Origin of the sequence: Chryseobacterium sp. Leaf394, assembly GCF_001424105.1 — a bacterium.
Classification (GTDB): domain Bacteria; phylum Bacteroidota; class Bacteroidia; order Flavobacteriales; family Weeksellaceae; genus Chryseobacterium.
Map to the genome: position 1 here is coordinate 1638215 of NZ_LMQH01000011.1, position 16781 is coordinate 1654995.

Here is a 16781-nt window from a genome sequence, read left to right on the forward strand (position 1 = left end):
AAAATAATGCTGAAACTATATCCATTCAGAAAGAAATAAAATCTGCGGAATTTTATATATTCGTATGCAAAACATATTCGATGAAATATCTTTATTTTGATTTTAAATTATTTTTAATTCTCGCCTTCACGTTTATCATCATGACTGTGGCAGGAACTTTAAGTCATGAACTGGGACATTACGCTGTTGCAGAATATTTGGGATATGATGCAAGGATAGATTATCAAAGTATGCACACCGAAAATGATGTCAGGAGAAAATACCTTGATTCTACTTTTGAAAAATACTCTTTCGAAATTAAAAATAATCTGAGTTTTCCCGGGAAACAAAATTATGATACCAAAAGAAAAGAATACAGAAGTGACAGAATAAAAATCCTCGCAGGCGGACCTCTTCAAACTATGATTACCGGAACTATAGGATTTGTACTGCTGTTAGCATATAGAAAAAAAATTTTTTCTGTGAATAAAACAACTGTTACAGGTTGGCTTCTGGTGTTTTGCTCACTGTTTTGGTTGAGACAAACTGCTAACTCTTTTATGTGGACTGCTGGCTACATTTTTACAGGTGAAAAATCCATGAGAGCTGATGAGTTGCGACTTGCGAGGTATTTAGATTTTAATATCTGGACAATTCACAGCATTACCGGAATTCTTGGTCTGATCGTGTTGTTTACCATTCTCAGTCTGTTTCCTAAAAATCAGGTTTTAACTTTTATTTCGGCAGGTTTAGTGGGAGGTATTTTGGGATTTTATTTATGGCTTATGAAATTTGGACAATACATTTTACCTTAAAAAAATTAAACAGTCTGAAAATTTCAGAAATATTTCGCATTAATTCGGTATAGGATCGCTATATCATCGGTATATGATCGCTATATGCTTATCAAAGCTCAAAAAAATGTCGGAAAAAAATTAAACAGTGTTGTAGTATTGTTTTGCGTAATCAACCTCGTCAAGGTTATTTTCATATTGATTCTTTACCTCGCCAATATAAGAAATTATTACAAGTTCTCTTCTTTCACAGTTTTTCTTTTTCGCAAAAACATCCCATAAAAAAATGTTATAAGAGGCAAAATTATCGATGGGATTGTATATTTTGGCTCGTCTGCTAAATATTGAAAATATCCCCCAAAAGTATTTTTGACAGACACATTCACATCGACATCAAACTGCTGTTCAAAAAGCACTTCGTCATTATCTACTGACTGAAAAATAAAAATTAGTGGTGATTTGGAAGTATAGTTTTTTGCTTTAATATTCCATTTCCAAAAAATCTCATCATCATTTTCATCTATAGCCTTTATAATTCCGTCGTCTGAATCTATAATTTTAAAAACTTCATCATCATATTTTAATGACACCTTGATTTTATTTGTCGAAAATTTTGTTTTTGCATATTTGATATCACTCTCTAAAATTTTTTGATTATTTAATTTTTGTACCTGTTTGATTAAGCGTTTCTTAACTAAAGCAATTTCTTTTAAACTGACCATTGCAAACACGGTGTAAGTTTGATTTTTTGTCATTTCCTGCGGAGCATATACTGCTGTGTTTGTTCTAATATCATTTAGTAAAGATATTTTGTTCTCAATACTTTTATTGGTAATTAAAGAATCAGTATTCATTGCTAATGTATCCAGACTTGTCTGAGATGAATCTATTCCACTACTATCTGCAGAGTCTGCTAAAGATTCCACAGAATCATAAGACATGGTTGCAGAATCACCATTTTTGCATTCTGTGACCGCTAAAATAATTAGAACTATAAAAAGCGCTTTACGGATCAAGGCAATTAAAGTTTTCATAAATATTAGTTTTTGAGGTATTTATCAAATTTACATAGTTTTAAACCTCCAGACAATCGTCATTTTGTGGTATTTTGAAATAAAAAAACCCTTCAAGATTAATTGAAAAGTTTTTTACATAATAGTATCTGTCTGTGGTAAGTATACTATGAATTTCCTGCAAATACAGATTTAAAATTTAGATACGTTCCGATCTTAATCCGTAATAAAATTCTTCCTTGCCAGTTCCTTTCTCACACGGCTCAGACTTTCGGGGGTGATGCCAAGATATGATGCGATCATCCACTGCGGAACTCTCAACATCAGATCCGGATACATTTTTGTGAATTTCATATAACGTTCTTCAGCGGTTTCGCCCAAAAGAGAATTGATTCTGTCCTGCAGACTTTTTACATGCTTCTGTATGATGAGATCGTTTCTTTCAATGCTGTTGGGGAACTCTTCCAAAAGCTTGCTGAAAAAGTCAGGATTTAAAAATAAAACTTCAGAATCTTCTACCGCTTCAATAAAATACCTTGATTTTTCATTGAAATAAAGACTGCTTCTGTCTCCGATAAGCCAGTTCTCCGGAGCAAACTGTATGATGTGCTCTTTGCCGTTTTTATCGATGGAAAACATTCTCAGCAAACCTTTTTCTACAAAAAAAGTATTGCGGCAAACTTCACCTTCCTGCAATAAAAATTCGTGCTTACCTACTTTTCTGGATTCGTACTGAATGCTGCAGAGATTCACTTTCTCGGCAGGTACTTCGAATACATTGGCTAAATAATTCTGTATATTGCTCATGCTGTGATTTGGCTTATGGAAATATCCTGGTGTGAAGCTGAATTTTTTACTGTACCGTTCTGTAATACGAGGAGCTGAGGACTTTCATGTCTTACTCCCAAATCTTCTGCAATTTTATTGGAAACAGCACGGTGGGCAATCAGGTCTAAAAAATACAATTCGGCATCCAAATTTGTGTTTTCACGAAGTTCAGCTTCAAAATTTTTCAGCACAGTTTTGCTGATGAAACACCTTGTGGAATGTTTAAAAATGGCAACTGTTTTGTTTTGTGAAACTTCAATTGCTTTCTCTAAATCACTTTCGCTTTCAATTAATTTCCATAAAGGCAAACTGCTGTCGTTATCCTCTTTTTTATCGCCGAATATTTTACCGAATAAACTCATACACTAAATTGTTTTAAATGATGATTAAGATGTTTGTACTCCAGAAATCCCCAGTTTTCATCGGTCATTTTTCCAAATAACTCATGCTTTGAAAGCATTTTCCGGTGGCGCCTGAATTCTTCATACTCATCAAGCGTCTTCAGAAGCTCTCTTTTTGAAACATCAAAATCACAGTCAAAATTAATGATTAGTTTTTTAAAAGTAGGCATATTCGGTGGAATTCCGTTGTTGAAGGTTTTCATTTCGTATTTTGTAAGAATTCCTACCCAGCGAAAAAGGAAAAATGTTTTGGGAAGCACTGTTCTTTTCATCGGAACTTTAAGCACCTGACTGCAGTGCGTAAGCATCTGGGCAGCGGTCATCCTGCCCCATTTTCGTTCAGCGTCTGGTTTTAAAATTGAAATCCTCTGTTTAATCTCCAGAAAATCTTCCTGATTGTGCAGACTTTTTCTTACCACCCTTCTGTGTTTTTCAGATTTTCTATATGTGCAAAATGATGGTGGCAATGCCATGAATACATAGCCAGACAAATTCTCAAATTGTAATTCCTGCCCTGTTCAGGATGATGAAAAGTACGTTCAAACTGTCTGTTGGTGAGAGATCTCAAAAGATGATACCATCGCTGATGTATTCCTTTCAGCATTCTCATCGCCGGTTTGATGCTTAGTGATGCGCTGTCCTGAAGTTCTGCCCATTTGGCTTCGTGATACGTTTTGATCACAGGATTTTCTTCCGTTAAAGCAAGTTTAAATCTTATGAAAGCGTTGGCATGGCTGTCGGCAAGGTGATTGACCAGCTGTCGCACAGTCCAGCCTTTTTCACGGTATGGTGTATCGAGCTGCTCATCAGAGAAATCCTCAATCAGAGTTTTCAGTTTTGACGGAAAATTTTTGATTATTTTGATGTGTTCTTCCAGTTGGGTATCCGGAATTTCTTCAGGCTCATCAAATTGTCCGATTGGGAATCTTTTTAATTCAGGAATGCTCATGTGTTCGGTAATTTCAGTTTTTACAGTTTGAATTTGAATTCTGTGCTGTCATGTTTAAAAGCATCAGCCTTCTATTTTTATTTGAATAATTGACGAGTAGTACGACTCCGGTCAAAGTACAGTTTTAAAATTTCAGTGTACAGTGTCTATTTGTCCGATAAATATTATTTGGATAAATTTTTGAGTTTAGTCTGCTGTAAATTTATCAAAAATAAGAGGAGCTTTACAATGAATTTTGCAGTATTTTTATGCTTAAATATTAAATCTCCCATTTAAAAAATTATTAAATATGAAAAAAGCTCTGATCGTTGTAGATGTACAGAATGATTTCTGCGAAGGCGGCTCTCTTGCGGTTCCGAATGCCGGTGAAATTATTCCTTATATCAATTTGCTTATGGAGGAAAATCAGTATGACCAGATTGTTTTTACTCAGGATTTTCATCCGGCAAATCACAAAAGTTTTGCGTCGAACAACAACAGAAAAGTGGGTGAAAGCATTATCCTGAACAGTGTTCCTCAGTTCATGTGGCCGGATCACTGCGTCCAGGGAACTCAAGGTGCAGAATTTCACCCTAAATTAAATATCGAAAAAGCCACGCACACCGTTCAGAAAGGTACCAATTCTGAGATCGACAGCTACAGCGGTTTTCAGGACAACAATCACTTTATGAAAACGGGACTCGATGATTTCCTGAAATATCACGACATAAAACTGGTTGAAATTGTTGGACTTGCTTTAGATTACTGTGTGAAATTTACTGCAATGGATGCTGTTGCCAACGGATACGTTACCTGCGTTCATTTTAACGGTACCCGAGCCGTGAATGTAAGACCGGACAACGGTAAAGATGCAATCTACGAACTGCTCCAGAAAGGCGTGACCATTTTAGGTTAAAATAAAAAAAAATCTCCACTTCGGAGATTTTTTTTGGTCTATTGTTTTGATATTTTATAAAGCCTGCCGCCATCTGTAATGGCATATAAAGAACCGTCAATACCTTGGGTAACGTCTCTGAAACGCTGGTCTTCTGTAGCCAGAAGTCTTTCTTCACCATAGATTTTGTTGTCTTTTATGACGAGTCTCACAATGTGTTTACCTGATAAAGCTGCCACAAAAAGATTGTTTTGCCACTCCGGAATAAGGTTTCCTCTGTAGAACGTCATACCGCTTGGCGAAATTACAGGATCCCAGTAGTAAACGGGTTGCTGCATCCCAGCCTGCTGCTGAATTCCCGATCCGATGGTTCCGCCGTCGTATTCAATTCCGTAGGTTATCGTTGGCCAGCCGTAGTTGGCTCCTGCAGTAACTTTATTGATTTCATCACCACCTCTCGGGCCATGCTCACTCTGCCACAGTTCGCCCGTTGTAGGATGAATCGCCATCCCCTGAGGATTTCTGTGACCAATACTGTACAGTTCCGGTAACGAACCGCTTCCGGCAAAAGTTGGATTTCCTGCCGCCGGCTGGCCGTCTTTTGTAATTCTGATAATTTTACCGATTGCTGCACTTACCGATTGTGCCAAAGGTCTTGTAGATATGTCTGAACGTTCACCCGTACTCACAAGCAGATTTCCTGTGGAATCAAATAAAATTCTTCCTCCGTAATGCAGATTTCCGGCTGAAGCTGATGGATTTGCTCTGTAGATTACCGTTGGATTTTCGATAGCTGTTTCACTGGCTGAAAGTTTTCCTTTTGCTACAGCAGTCACAGTTCCTCCCGTTACATTTTCAGAAAACACCCAGTAAATCATTTTATTGCTTCCGAACTGAGGATCAAGACACAGTCCCAAAAGTCCTCCCTGCCCATTTGAATTAACAGAAGGAATACCTGTAATGGCTGCTCCCACTGTACCTGCGCTTGAAACAATACGCATCGTACCGGCTTTCTGGGTGATCAGCAATCTTCCGTCCGGCATTGAAGTGATTCCCCACGGCGCTGTTAAGGCTGACGAAATAACTTCTGTTTTTACAGGTGTAACTGTTTTTACACTGTTGGCTCTGGTCTGTCCTGTGAAGGCCGGTGCATAACCTGTATTTGCAGGATTGGTTTCTATAGGCGGATAAAGTGTTTCCATAACCTGATCCTCAGGATCCGGAAGATTTTCTTCCATTTCCGAAGTACAACTGAATGTGAAAAATGCGGCTGCAACCCAAAGGTGATTGGTTTGTAATTTCATAATAAATTGTTTTACGTGTTGGTTTAAATACCCCAACAGGTCAACAAAATTTAAGCCATTGAAATTTGAATTTCATTTAAATTAAAAAAACCTCCCAAAAAATGAGAGGTTTGTATTCATAAATCTAAAAAGTGTTTATACCAATAAAGATAAAGGACTTTCTAAATATGTTCTTAATGTCTGTAAGAATTGAGCTCCGGTAGCACCGTCCACTACTCTGTGGTCACATGCTAATGAAAGTTTCATTGTATTTCCTACCACGATCTGACCGTCTTTTACGATAGGTTTCTCAATAATTGCGCCTACTGAAAGGATTGCAGAGTTCGGCTGATTAATGATACTTGTGAAAGTTTCAATACCGAACATTCCAAGGTTTGAAATAGAGAAAGTAGAACCTTCCATTTCGTTCGCCTTAAGACCTTTGCTTTTCGCTCTACCTGCCATGTCTTTTACGCCTGCAGAAATCTGAGTGTAAGACATCTGATCTGTATTTTTCAGTACCGGAACTACAAGACCGTCAGGAATTGCTACTGCCACGCCAATATTGATGTTTCCTCTGTGAATGATCTTATCACCTGCCCAGCTTGAATTTACCTGCGGATGTTTTCTCAAAGCGATTGCTGTCGCTTTAATAATCATATCGTTGAAAGAAATTTTAGTGTCAGGAAGTGCATTGATTTCTTTTCTTGCCTCAATTGCTTTATCCATATTGATCTCCACCATTAAATAATAGTGAGGAGCAGTAAATTTGCTTTCAGAAAGACGTTTTGCGATGATATTTCTTACCTGTGAATTTGGAGTTTCAGAATCTTCACCCTGTACAAAGTTTACTGCAACCTGTGCAGCTGCGCTTGGTGCAGATGTAGATTGTGAGGCTGAAGCTTTTTCAGCAGGCTTGTAATTTTCTATATCTTTCTTAACGATTCTACCGTTTTCGCCAGAACCCTGAAGTGCATTAATGTCAACTCCTTTATCCTGAGCCATTTTTTTAGCTAAAGGCGAAATTGCCACTCTGTCTGAAGAAGAAGCGGAAGCCTGTGCAGCCGGTTTTTCCTCAGTTTTTGTTTCAGATTTTTGTTCTGCTGGTTTCTCAGAAGATTTTTCTGATGATTTCTCAGCTGGCTTTGAAGATCCAACGGCAGAAACATCAGTACCTTCAGGACCGATAATTGCCAACACGCTGTCAACAGGAGCTGCGCCACCTTCTTCTACACCTTGCTTTAAAAGAACACCATTAAATTCAGATTCAAAATCCTGAACAGCTTTATCTGTTTCGATTTCAGCAAGAAGGTCACCTTCTTTTACTGTATCCCCTACGTTTTTGTGCCATTTAGCCACCTTACCTTCAGTCATTGTATCTGAAAGTCTCGGCATTGTGATTACTTCTACGCCTGCAGGAACTTCTGCTGAAGTCTGCTCTACGCTTGTATCTTCGTTTTCAGTTTTAGATTCTTCTTCAGATTTTTTCTCTTCAGAAGCACCTTCAGCTGCAGGAGCACTTCCTCCCGTCAGTGAAGAAATATCTTCACCTTCTTTACCGATAATGGCCAAAACAGAATCTACAGCTGCACCATTTCCTTCTTCTACACCTACAAATAAGAGTGTTCCTTCGATTTCAGATTCAAAATCCTGTACTGCTTTGTCGGTTTCAATTTCGGCTAAGATATCTCCTTCCTTTACCTTATCGCCTACTTTCTTATGCCATTTTGCCACTTTTCCTTCCGTCATTGTATCGGAAAGACGTGGCATTGTAATTACTTCTGCCATGATCTATATTGATTTGAATTTTGAGATTCGAGATTTGAGATTAGGGAAACTCAAATTTCAGATTTCAAATTAATTTAATTTTATTGATTTTCAAATTTATCTAAAAACGGATAATTCTCCTGAGCGTAAACGTACTCGTAGATTTTTTCAGTATCAGGATATGGAGAGTTTTCCATAAACTCAATACATTCTTCCACGAAATCTCTTGATTTGTTATCCAAAGCCTCCAATTCCTCTTCTGTAGCCCAGCTGTTTGATAAAATTCTTGCTTTGATCAACTCGATAGGGTCATCGCCTTTAGCAATAGCAACTTCTTCTTTAGATCTGTATGGTTCAGCATCAGACATCGAGTGCCCTCTGAAACGGTAAGTTCTTGCTTCGATGAAAGTAGGTCCGTCTCCTCTTCTTGCTCTTTCGATAGCTTCGTAAGCAGCTTCAGCCACTTTTTCAGGATCCATCGCGTCTACAGCAAGACATGGCATTTCATAACCTAAACCTAATTTATAGATATCTTCGTGGTTGGCTGTTCTTTTTACAGAAGTTCCCATCGCATACTGGTTGTTTTCAACAACGAAAATTACCGGAAGTTTCCAGTTCATTGCCATGTTGAAAGTTTCGTGAAGAGATCCCTGTCTTGCAGCACCATCTCCGAAGAAACAGATGTTTACAGCTTTTCTGTCGAAATACTGATCTGCGAAAGCAATACCTGCTCCCAAAGGAATCTGGCCTCCTACAATACCGTGACCTCCGTAGAATCTGTGTTCTTTACTGAAAATGTGCATAGAACCACCCATTCCTCCTGAAGTACCTGTAGCCTTGCCACAAAGTTCTGCCATGATTCTTTTAGGGTCTACTCCCATTGCCATCGGGTGGATATGACATCTGTATGCGGTAATCATACTGTCTTTTGTTAAATCCATTGCATGCGTAAAACCTGCAGGAATAGCCTCCTGACCGTTGTACAAATGTAAAAAACCTCTGATTTTTTGTTTTAGATAGAGAGAACGGCATTTGTCTTCAAACCTTCTCCACATAGTCATATCTTCATACCACTTCAGGTACACCTCTTTAGAAAATTCCTTCATGCGTTAGCTTTTGCTTATATTTTACAAATAGTTGAGCAAAAATATAAAAAAAACTTTGTTTTTATTACATACACAGCAATTGTTTTTTTTGTTATAATATTATATTTACATTATCAAATTTTAAAATGGAAGAAAAACAAGCTTCACCTTTGCACAAAATATCCAGAATCATTTCCGATTTTTTTAATCCGCTGGTCTCCCTTATCATATTTTTCGTCTACATGAGCGTTCATAAGTACAGTCTGAATCAGGCGCTGAAACATTTTCTTCCTATTTTACTGATGGTAATAATCCCAGTAATAGCGTGGATTACCTACAATGTGAAAACAGGAAAATACACCAACATGGATGTATCCAACCGTGTGCAGCGCAAGACCCTTTACATATTTATCGGCATCTGTGTAGCGGCGTACTTATTTTATTCTTATCTGAAACATGGAAGATTTGATTTTGTAATGCTGTTTATTTTGGTTTTACTTCTTGCGTTACAGGTCAGTAATTATTTTATTAAAAGTTCAATGCACACTGCTTTCAACATTTTTGTAGCAGCGTTGTTTTTTAATATTGACACTTCAATGGGAATTGCATGGCTATTTGTAGCTGCTTTGGTAGGTTTAACGAGAATTATTTTGAAGAGACACACGCCAAAAGAGGTTGTTTTAGGCGCTCTTATCGCTTTTTTGGTTTCTTTTCTTTATCTTTATTGCGATATTCAATTCAGAACCTAAATATTTTTTATGAAAATCAATCACCTTACTTCTGCGGAAGAAAATCTGATGAAGCTTTTCTGGAAGCTTAATTCTTTTTATCTAAAAGATGTGATGGAGCATCATACTGAACCCAAACCGCATCAGAACACCGTTTCTACCTACCTGAAAATTTTGGTTGAAAAAGGCTATCTGAAAACAGAAAAAGAGGGAAGAATTTTTAAATACAGCGTTCTTGTACCTTTTGAAGATTACAGAAATTTTTTAATGAGGGAAATTGCCAACAACTTTTTCGACGGTTCCGGAAAAGAAATTCTGGCTTTCCTTTTCAGAGAGAACCTTGTTGCAAAGGATGATTTTAAAGAATATCTCGGAGAAGATATAGAAATAAAACCTCCAAAAATCAAAGAACCCAAACTGGAGATTGCAGAAGAAATTCTCAATCCTAAAAAAGATAAAAAAGCAAAGGATAAAAAGAAGAAAAAGAAAAAAGACTGACTGTAAGTTTTTGCAGTTGAAATCGAAGTGAAATTACTCCTGAATGATTCGTGATGATTTTAATTTAAAAAAATTCAAATATTCTGTTTAATCATAAAATTAAATTCAGTATTTATTATCAATCCTAAAAATACTGTTTATTTCAGCGTGCTGAGAATCCATTCCTGCTGACTGATAAAAACCCCGTTAAAACTATGGTAACAGTAACTACGGATATTCATTAAAAAAAAATGACAGACTTTATCAGCCTGTCATTTTTTATAAATCTTTATATTCTGGAGATAAAAAAAAAGCGGCTTAAAAGCCGCTTCTATATTTTACCAACGATTTCCGCCACGGTCGTTTCCACCACCGTAACTTCCACCTCCGTTACCTCTATTATTTCCGTAACCGCCGCCACCGCCGCTTCTGTTACCGCCACCGTAGCCACCGCCACCGCTTCTGTTGTTATCAAAACTTCTTCTTGGTTTATCTTCTCTTGGCTTAGCCTCAGAAACGTTTAACGCTTTTCCGTTAAATTCTTTCTCGTGCAAAGCTTCGATAGCCTGTTGTCCTTCCTCGTCACCCATTTCGATAAAACCGAAACCTCTTGAGCGACCAGTTTCTCTGTCTGTGATGATTTTAGCTGAAGAAACTTCTCCAAACTCTGAAAATAGATCTTGCAACTCATGTTCTTTAGTTGCGTAATTGATGTTTGAAACAAAAATGTTCATTGTAAAAAAAATTAAATTAGTAAAGATTTGGTATATAAAAGAAAAACAACATACAGTAATGAACAAATATTGATTCCAAATATAAACGTCTGCAAGATACAATTAAAAATTTCAAAACCAAATATTTTTTTATGGATTTGATATTATGTTAAAATTAGCATGTAATGCCTTATGTTCAGACTGTTTTGGTAAAGTTTTCAGCCTCTTTTTTAAATTGTTTTTCGTAAATTCGAAGTTATAATTGAGATTTAAGGATGAAAATTCATACTACAAACTATCAAAACACTTTTATTGAGGTTGCGGAAGACTGTCCTGTATCTGTTTCTCAGATCCCGCCTGCTAAAAAGATTGAAACCGCCGCTGAAATTCAATATAATTTAATAAAAAACAATCCTTACCTCTTTACTTCCGACGAAATCATTTTTGAAACTTTTGCACTGAAGAACAATTTGACTGATGCAGAAAAGCCAGATGAGCGCAACAAATTTTTCTCAAAAGGTCAGCCTTGTCTGAGATCATCTGCCCTTTCCAAAAGATATGGTTTTGGGATTCATCACGATCAAAACAGTAAAATCGCACTCGTTCCTGTGGAATCTGACGATTACAAAGAGCTTTGCGAAGACGCATCTGTAAAAAAAGTGAAAGCCATGCGCTCAAAAAAAATTATTTAAATCATTTTTAGCAATCATCAAAATTTTCAAAACTATTTACTAAACTATTAAACAACAATCGATAAAAAAATGAACTATCATACCAGAAAATGGGTGAAACCCGAAGACCTTAATCCCAACCAATCGCTTTTTGGAGGAAGACTTTTGCAGTGGATTGATGAAGAAGCCGCTTTGTACGCCGTAATTCAGCTTGAAAATAAGAAAATCGTAACAAAATTTATTTCAGAAATCAACTTTGTAAGTTCTGCAAAGCAGGGAGATATTATTGAAATCGGTATTGAAGTAACAAGATTTGGTTCTACATCGGTGACATTAGCCTGCCAGGTAAGAAATAAAATGACACACCAGACGATCATTACCGTAGACAGAATTGTAATGGTAAACCTCGATGAAGACGGAAATCCGGCACCTCACGGCAAAACCAAAGTAGAATTTGTAAAAGACAGGCTCAAGCCAAAGGAAAGTGATGAAGATTTTCATTAAAAATATGGTTTGCAACCGTTGTATTTCGGCAGTTTCGAAAATTTTTGAAGATGCCGGAATTGCCACCGTTTCAATCAAACTCGGTGAACTGGAAACTGAATTACCCGTCACCGAGGAAAATTTAAAAATAATAGAAAAGAATTTACAGCAAACCGGTTTTGAAAGAATAAAAGACTCCACACAGCAGATTATTGAAAAAATTAAAAATCTGATCATTACAAAAATCAGCAGTCTCGATATTGCAGACGATTTTGTGCTGTCTGAGTTTCTTTCATCCTCTCTGCACAAAGATTACAGTTTAATTTCAAAAACTTTTTCTCAGCATGAGAATGTGACTTTAGAACAGTTTTTTATTCTTCAGAAAATAGAAAAGGTTAAAGAATTACTGCTTTACAATGAATTTACACTCACAGAAATCTCGTCAAAGCTTGGCTACAAAAGTGTTCAGCACCTTTCTGCACAATTCAGAAGCATTACAGGCTTCACTCCTACTGAATTTAAAAAACTGAAAGTTCACAACCGACAAGCTTTGGATTTGATTTAAAATTAAAACTTTAATTCTGTAAACATAATCCTCAATTCTGTAACAGAATCCCATTTGCTTTCCTGAAATTTGTATTGTAAATTCAAAAAATGGAAAACAAATCTCATCAACATAAAAAACCGCATCCCAGCGAAAGAATTTCACCGAGCTCAGTCTACTACTGCCCGATGGAATGTGAAGGCGAAAAGGTTTATTTTCAGCAGGGAAAAAGGTGTCCGGTATGCAATATGTTTCTGGTTCCGGTTGAGGAAAAACTGGAAAAAGATCCCAATTACAAGCCTCAGTTTTCTTCAACAAATCTTCCCGAAAATTTTAAAGACAATATCGGGAAATACTACTGCCCGATGTTCTGCGAAAGCGACAAAGTGTACGACAGCGACATTGGCTGCCCAGTCTGCCACATGCATCTTGAAGAAATAACTGAGGAATTGGTTGAAATCGGTATGTCAGATGCTGGAAGTGATCAGTCATCAGAACACGAAACACGAAACACGAAACACGAAACTGACAATGCGGGAAAATACTACTGTCCCATGTTTTGTGAGGGCGATAAAGTCTATGATTCCAACGTTGGATGTCCGGTTTGCGGTATGGATCTCGTAAAATATCCTGATAAAGATGGCGATGATTCAGATGATACTTATTCTGTTTTAAAACGGAAACTTTTTATTTCTCTGGCATTTACAATTCCTGTTTTTATTCTTTCAATGGGTGCAATGCTGATTGACTTTCATTTTTCACACACCGTTCAGGGCTGGATTGAATTGCTTCTGACACTTCCGGTTTTGTTTTATTCTGGATGGTTTCTGATGAAAAGAGGTTGGATTTCTTTTAAAACATGGAATTTAAACATGTTCAGCCTGATTGCGCTGGGCGTCTCTGCAGCTTTTCTGTTCAGTATTATTGCATTGATTTTTCCGGATAGTATTCCTCATGAAATCCGTGGTCACAATCATGCAATTCCTCTGTATTTTGAAGCCGTTTGTGTGATTTTAACTTTGGTTATTTTAGGTCAGCTGATGGAAGCTCTGGCTCATAAAAAAACAGGTAATGCCATCCGCGAACTAATGAGTTTATCGCCTGATGAAGCCAATTTAATGATGAATGGTGAAGAAAAAAAAGTCCCTCTTTCCGAAATAAAAATCGGGGATATTCTTAAAGTAAAACCAGGTGAGAAAATTCCGGTGGATGGGAAAATTATTGAAGGAAATTCAGTGATAGACGAAAGTATGATCACGGGTGAACCAGTTCCTGTCGAAAAAAGTACAGATGCGAAAGTAAGTGCAGGTACCATCAACGGAAATCGGGTTTTTATGATGAAAGCTGAAAAAGTGGGTGATGAAACGCTGCTTGCAAAAATCATTAAAATGGTCAACGATGCCAGCCGAAGCAGAGCTCCGATTCAGAAACTGACTGATAAAGTGGCGAAAGTTTTTGTACCTGCTGTTATTTTAATCTCGGTTTTAACCTTTGTTTTGTGGCAGATTTTCGGACCTGAAGATCAGAAAACTCTGTTTGCTTTTGTAAATGCTGTCGCTGTTTTAATTGTTGCATGTCCTTGTGCTTTAGGTCTGGCAACGCCGATGTCTTTGATGGTTGGCATTGGTAAAGGAGCTAAAAATGGTATTTTGATTAAAAATGCCGAAGCACTTGAACAGATGAATAAAGTAAATGTCCTGATCACCGATAAAACAGGAACTTTAACCAAAGGAAAACCATCACTTGAACATATTGAAACGTTGAATAATAATGCAGATTTAATTTTAAATTTAGCGTATTCACTCAACCAAAATTCAGAACACCCTTTGTCGGATGCTGTAATCAAAAAGGCAAAGGATAAAAATATTGCTGCGGAAAAAGTCAGCAGTTTTGAAAATATTTCCGGCAAGGGCGTGAAAGGAATTATCAATGGAAAAACGGTTTATCTCGGCAACGAAAAACTTTTGAGTTCAAACCAAATTTCTGTTCCTGAAAATCTAAAATTGAATGCAGACGAAATTCAGTCGAAAGCACATACAATCTCTTTTCTGGCTCAGGAAAATGAAGTTTTAGGGTTCATCAGTTTCACAGATAAAATAAAAGAATCATCTAAAAAAGCTGTACGGCAATTGCAGGATGAAGGTATTGAAATCATCATGATGACCGGCGACAATGAAAATACAGCAAAAGCAGTTGCGGATGCATTAGGAATTAAAAATTTTAAAGCCAACTGTCTTCCCGAAGATAAGTTGAATGAGGTGAAAAAACTTCAGTCTCAGGGAAAAATAATAGCAATGACTGGCGACGGCATCAACGACTCTCCTGCTCTTGCCCAGGCAAACATTGGAATTGCCATGGGAACAGGAACTGATGTTGCCATAGAAAGTGCTGAAATCACTTTGTTGAAAGGCGATCTTCTGGGTGTTGCTCAGGCAAAATTGCTGAGTGAAAAACTGCTTAAAAACATTAAGGAAAATCTGTTTTTTGCCTTTGTTTATAATATTTTGGGAATTCCTGTTGCAGCAGGACTTCTTTACCCAATTTTTGGAATTCTTCTGTCTCCGATGATTGCGGCGGCGGCAATGAGTGTAAGTTCTCTGTCTGTGATTTTAAATTCATTAAGATTAAATGCTGTTGATCTGAAAATTAAATGATTTAAGTTCACAGATATCTAACGGAATTGCAGATATTTTCCAGACAAAAAAAGGCAATGAATCATTTGAAATTAAAATAAAAATGGAAAAAGAAAGGATTTATATCGGCTGCTCAGGTTTTTACAACAATGATTGGAAGGGTTCTCTGTTTCCTGAGGACGCCAAAAGCAAGGATTTTCTTACACTTTATTCGAAAGAATTTAACTGTGTGGAAATCAATTCTACATTTTACAGAAAACCAACAGCAAAAACATTATTAAAATGGTTTGACGAAACTCCTGATGATTTTAAATTCTTTATTAAAATTCCAAAGACAATTTCTCATGAAAAACGGCTGAAAGACTGCAGAGAAGAAATCCTTAATTTCTGCAATCATATTCAAAGTGGTTTAAAAAATAAGCTTGCGGGATTCTTATATCAGTTTCCACCGTCGTTCAAAAATTCCGGAGAAAATTCAGATTTAATAAAAGATAATTTAGATCCGAATTTTTTGAATGTCATTGAGTTCAGGCACGAATCGTGGTGGGAAAATGAAGTTTTCGAAACTTTAAAACTAAACAATATTGTTTTTTCCGGCGTGAGCTTTCCCTCTAAGCTTCCCGATGAAATAATTATCAATAGTTCTGATGTTCTGTACTACAGACTTCACGGAAAGCCAGTACTCTATAAATCTGAATACACAGAGGAATTTCTTGAGAATCTGGCAGCGAAATTTAGAGATAACAGTCTTAAATCTTATGTGTTTTTCAATAATACATGGGGAACAGCTGCTATAAAAAATGCTTTGTATCTGAAAAGAATTTTGGAAGAATAAAGCTGTATTTAAACTTAAATTCCAACAAAAAATCAGAAATTTGCAGTTATGAGTTTACAGGTAAATTACCAAAACATAAAAAGTCAGCTTCCCGATACTGTGGAATTGGTTGCTGTTTCAAAAACACATCCGGTGGCGGCTATTCAGGAAGTTTATGATTTCGGACAGAAGGTATTCGGTGAAAATAAAGTTCAGGAGCTGACAGAAAAATATCCGCTTCTTCCGAAAGATATTCAATGGCATCTGATAGGACATTTGCAGACCAACAAAGTAAAATATATTGCGGAATTTATCGACACCATCCAAAGTGTGGATTCTGAGAAACTTTTGAAGGAAATCAATAAAGAAGCTGCCAAAAATAACCGCACAATCAAGGTTTTGTTGCAGGTAAAAATCGCAGAGGAAGATTCAAAATTTGGTCTTAACATTTCAGAAGCTGAAAATCTGTTTCAAAAATTCATCAGCGGAGATTTTGCGAACATTGAAATTAATGGACTGATGGGTATGGCCACTTTTACAGAAGACGAAGATCAGATTAAAAAAGAATTTTCAGTTTTAAAAAACCTCTTCGATAAACTTAATGAAAAACATACTTTAAAAACCCTTTCAATGGGAATGAGCGATGATTTCCCTATTGCAATTGAATGCGGTGCCAATTCTGTACGTGTAGGTTCAGCGATTTTTGGAAGAAGGGATTATTCACAGTAAATCTTTTTGCTTATGT

Annotated in this window: 19 protein-coding genes; 10 read left to right on the plus strand and 9 right to left on the minus strand. The window is 36.7% G+C overall.

Going from position 1 to position 16781, the window contains the following annotated elements:
• Positions 1–80 precede the first annotated feature (80 nt).
• Complete coding sequence (locus ASG21_RS12060) at positions 81–794, plus strand: hypothetical protein (protein ID WP_128414293.1); 714 nt, start codon at positions 81–83, stop codon at positions 792–794.
• A 209-nt stretch (positions 795–1003) separates the two neighbouring features.
• On the opposite strand, the gene ASG21_RS12065 is transcribed toward ASG21_RS12060, so the two are convergent.
• From ASG21_RS12065 to ASG21_RS12085, 5 genes are all read right to left on the minus strand, one after another.
• The gene (locus tag ASG21_RS12065) at positions 1004–1807 is read right to left on the minus strand and encodes a hypothetical protein (protein ID WP_056080266.1); all 804 of its coding nucleotides are present in this window, start codon (positions 1805–1807) and stop codon (positions 1004–1006) included.
• 195 nt (positions 1808–2002) lie between these two features.
• On the minus strand, positions 2003–2593 hold the full coding sequence (locus ASG21_RS12070; protein ID WP_056080269.1) for a Crp/Fnr family transcriptional regulator: 591 nt from the start codon (positions 2591–2593) through the stop codon (positions 2003–2005).
• Positions 2590–2976, minus strand: coding sequence for a bacillithiol system redox-active protein YtxJ (ytxJ, locus tag ASG21_RS12075; RefSeq protein ID WP_056080272.1), 387 nt, complete (start codon positions 2974–2976; stop codon positions 2590–2592). Before ytxJ ends, ASG21_RS12070 begins: the two co-directional genes overlap by 4 nt.
• Complete coding sequence (locus ASG21_RS12080; RefSeq protein ID WP_241773490.1) at positions 2973–3434, minus strand: DUF1569 domain-containing protein; 462 nt, start codon at positions 3432–3434, stop codon at positions 2973–2975. Before ASG21_RS12080 ends, ytxJ begins: the two co-directional genes overlap by 4 nt.
• Positions 3428–3964 carry a YfiT family bacillithiol transferase gene (locus ASG21_RS12085; RefSeq protein WP_056080275.1) on the minus strand — a complete coding sequence of 179 codons (537 nt, stop codon included), beginning with the start codon at positions 3962–3964 and terminating at the stop codon, positions 3428–3430. Before ASG21_RS12085 ends, ASG21_RS12080 begins: the two co-directional genes overlap by 7 nt.
• Positions 3965–4253: 289 nt before the next feature.
• Here ASG21_RS12085 and pncA point away from each other — a divergent pair, with 289 nt between their 5' ends.
• Positions 4254–4859 (plus strand): bifunctional nicotinamidase/pyrazinamidase, encoded by a 606-nt coding sequence (gene pncA / locus ASG21_RS12090; protein WP_056080278.1) that lies wholly within the window; start codon positions 4254–4256, stop codon positions 4857–4859.
• A 38-nt stretch (positions 4860–4897) separates the two neighbouring features.
• On the opposite strand, the gene ASG21_RS12095 is transcribed toward pncA, so the two are convergent.
• From ASG21_RS12095 to pdhA, 3 genes are all read right to left on the minus strand, one after another.
• Entirely contained in the window at positions 4898–6142 is a 1245-nt protein-coding gene (locus tag ASG21_RS12095) for a PQQ-dependent sugar dehydrogenase (RefSeq protein ID WP_056080281.1), read from the minus strand.
• A 135-nt stretch (positions 6143–6277) separates the two neighbouring features.
• Entirely contained in the window at positions 6278–7909 is a 1632-nt protein-coding gene (locus ASG21_RS12100) for a pyruvate dehydrogenase complex dihydrolipoamide acetyltransferase (RefSeq protein WP_056080284.1), read from the minus strand.
• Positions 7910–7989: 80 nt separating this feature from the next.
• Positions 7990–8994, minus strand: a complete 1005-nt coding sequence (pdhA, locus tag ASG21_RS12105; protein WP_056080287.1) for a pyruvate dehydrogenase (acetyl-transferring) E1 component subunit alpha — start codon at positions 8992–8994, stop codon at positions 7990–7992.
• A 125-nt stretch (positions 8995–9119) separates the two neighbouring features.
• On the opposite strand from pdhA, the gene ASG21_RS12110 reads away from it, so the two are divergent.
• Positions 9120–9722 (plus strand): phosphatase PAP2 family protein, encoded by a 603-nt coding sequence (locus tag ASG21_RS12110; RefSeq protein WP_056080290.1) that lies wholly within the window; start codon positions 9120–9122, stop codon positions 9720–9722.
• Positions 9723–9731: 9 nt separating this feature from the next.
• Positions 9732–10199 carry a BlaI/MecI/CopY family transcriptional regulator gene (locus ASG21_RS12115; protein WP_056080293.1) on the plus strand — a complete coding sequence of 156 codons (468 nt, stop codon included), beginning with the start codon at positions 9732–9734 and terminating at the stop codon, positions 10197–10199.
• Positions 10200–10516: 317 nt separating this feature from the next.
• Here ASG21_RS12115 and ASG21_RS12120 read toward each other — a convergent pair whose 3' ends face one another.
• Positions 10517–10912 (minus strand): RNA-binding protein, encoded by a 396-nt coding sequence (locus tag ASG21_RS12120; RefSeq protein ID WP_056080296.1) that lies wholly within the window; start codon positions 10910–10912, stop codon positions 10517–10519.
• A gap of 254 nt (positions 10913–11166) precedes the next feature.
• On the opposite strand from ASG21_RS12120, the gene ASG21_RS12125 reads away from it, so the two are divergent.
• From ASG21_RS12125 to ASG21_RS12150, 6 genes are all read left to right on the plus strand, one after another.
• Complete coding sequence (locus tag ASG21_RS12125; protein ID WP_056080299.1) at positions 11167–11583, plus strand: DUF6157 family protein; 417 nt, start codon at positions 11167–11169, stop codon at positions 11581–11583.
• A 69-nt stretch (positions 11584–11652) separates the two neighbouring features.
• Positions 11653–12066: a hotdog domain-containing protein gene (locus tag ASG21_RS12130; RefSeq protein WP_056080302.1), complete on the plus strand. Its 414-nt coding sequence runs from the start codon at positions 11653–11655 to the stop codon at positions 12064–12066.
• Positions 12050–12610: an AraC family transcriptional regulator gene (locus ASG21_RS12135; RefSeq protein WP_056080305.1), complete on the plus strand. Its 561-nt coding sequence runs from the start codon at positions 12050–12052 to the stop codon at positions 12608–12610. The genes ASG21_RS12130 and ASG21_RS12135 overlap by 17 nt, the downstream gene beginning before the upstream one ends.
• Before the next feature lie 89 nt (positions 12611–12699).
• On the plus strand, positions 12700–15243 hold the full coding sequence (locus ASG21_RS12140) for a copper-translocating P-type ATPase (RefSeq protein WP_056080308.1): 2544 nt from the start codon (positions 12700–12702) through the stop codon (positions 15241–15243).
• Positions 15244–15325: 82 nt separating this feature from the next.
• A complete protein-coding gene (locus ASG21_RS12145; protein WP_056080312.1) occupies positions 15326–16057 on the plus strand; it encodes a DUF72 domain-containing protein in 732 nt (243 codons plus the stop codon).
• Positions 16058–16105: 48 nt separating this feature from the next.
• On the plus strand, positions 16106–16765 hold the full coding sequence (locus tag ASG21_RS12150; protein ID WP_056080314.1) for a YggS family pyridoxal phosphate-dependent enzyme: 660 nt from the start codon (positions 16106–16108) through the stop codon (positions 16763–16765).
• The last annotated feature ends 16 nt before the right edge of the window (positions 16766–16781 follow it).

Excerpts from the sequence above, each read along its gene's own strand:
- ASG21_RS12060 (WP_128414293.1), top strand. The coding sequence starts at position 81 with ATGAAATATCTTTATTTTGATTTTAAATTATTTTTAATTCTCGCCTTC.
- ASG21_RS12065 (WP_056080266.1), bottom strand. The coding sequence starts at position 1,807 with ATGAAAACTTTAATTGCCTTGATCCGTAAAGCGCTTTTTATAGTTCTA.
- ASG21_RS12070 (WP_056080269.1), bottom strand. The coding sequence starts at position 2,593 with ATGAGCAATATACAGAATTATTTAGCCAATGTATTCGAAGTACCTGCC.
- ytxJ (WP_056080272.1), bottom strand. The coding sequence starts at position 2,976 with ATGAGTTTATTCGGTAAAATATTCGGCGATAAAAAAGAGGATAACGAC.
- ASG21_RS12085 (WP_056080275.1), bottom strand. The coding sequence starts at position 3,964 with ATGAGCATTCCTGAATTAAAAAGATTCCCAATCGGACAATTTGATGAG.
- pncA (WP_056080278.1), top strand. The coding sequence starts at position 4,254 with ATGAAAAAAGCTCTGATCGTTGTAGATGTACAGAATGATTTCTGCGAA.
- ASG21_RS12095 (WP_056080281.1), bottom strand. The coding sequence starts at position 6,142 with ATGAAATTACAAACCAATCACCTTTGGGTTGCAGCCGCATTTTTCACA.
- ASG21_RS12100 (WP_056080284.1), bottom strand. The coding sequence starts at position 7,909 with ATGGCAGAAGTAATTACAATGCCACGTCTTTCCGATACAATGACGGAA.
- pdhA (WP_056080287.1), bottom strand. The coding sequence starts at position 8,994 with ATGAAGGAATTTTCTAAAGAGGTGTACCTGAAGTGGTATGAAGATATG.
- ASG21_RS12110 (WP_056080290.1), top strand. The coding sequence starts at position 9,120 with ATGGAAGAAAAACAAGCTTCACCTTTGCACAAAATATCCAGAATCATT.
- ASG21_RS12115 (WP_056080293.1), top strand. The coding sequence starts at position 9,732 with ATGAAAATCAATCACCTTACTTCTGCGGAAGAAAATCTGATGAAGCTT.
- ASG21_RS12120 (WP_056080296.1), bottom strand. The coding sequence starts at position 10,912 with ATGAACATTTTTGTTTCAAACATCAATTACGCAACTAAAGAACATGAG.
- ASG21_RS12125 (WP_056080299.1), top strand. The coding sequence starts at position 11,167 with ATGAAAATTCATACTACAAACTATCAAAACACTTTTATTGAGGTTGCG.
- ASG21_RS12130 (WP_056080302.1), top strand. The coding sequence starts at position 11,653 with ATGAACTATCATACCAGAAAATGGGTGAAACCCGAAGACCTTAATCCC.
- ASG21_RS12135 (WP_056080305.1), top strand. The coding sequence starts at position 12,050 with ATGAAGATTTTCATTAAAAATATGGTTTGCAACCGTTGTATTTCGGCA.
- ASG21_RS12140 (WP_056080308.1), top strand. The coding sequence starts at position 12,700 with ATGGAAAACAAATCTCATCAACATAAAAAACCGCATCCCAGCGAAAGA.
- ASG21_RS12145 (WP_056080312.1), top strand. The coding sequence starts at position 15,326 with ATGGAAAAAGAAAGGATTTATATCGGCTGCTCAGGTTTTTACAACAAT.
- ASG21_RS12150 (WP_056080314.1), top strand. The coding sequence starts at position 16,106 with ATGAGTTTACAGGTAAATTACCAAAACATAAAAAGTCAGCTTCCCGAT.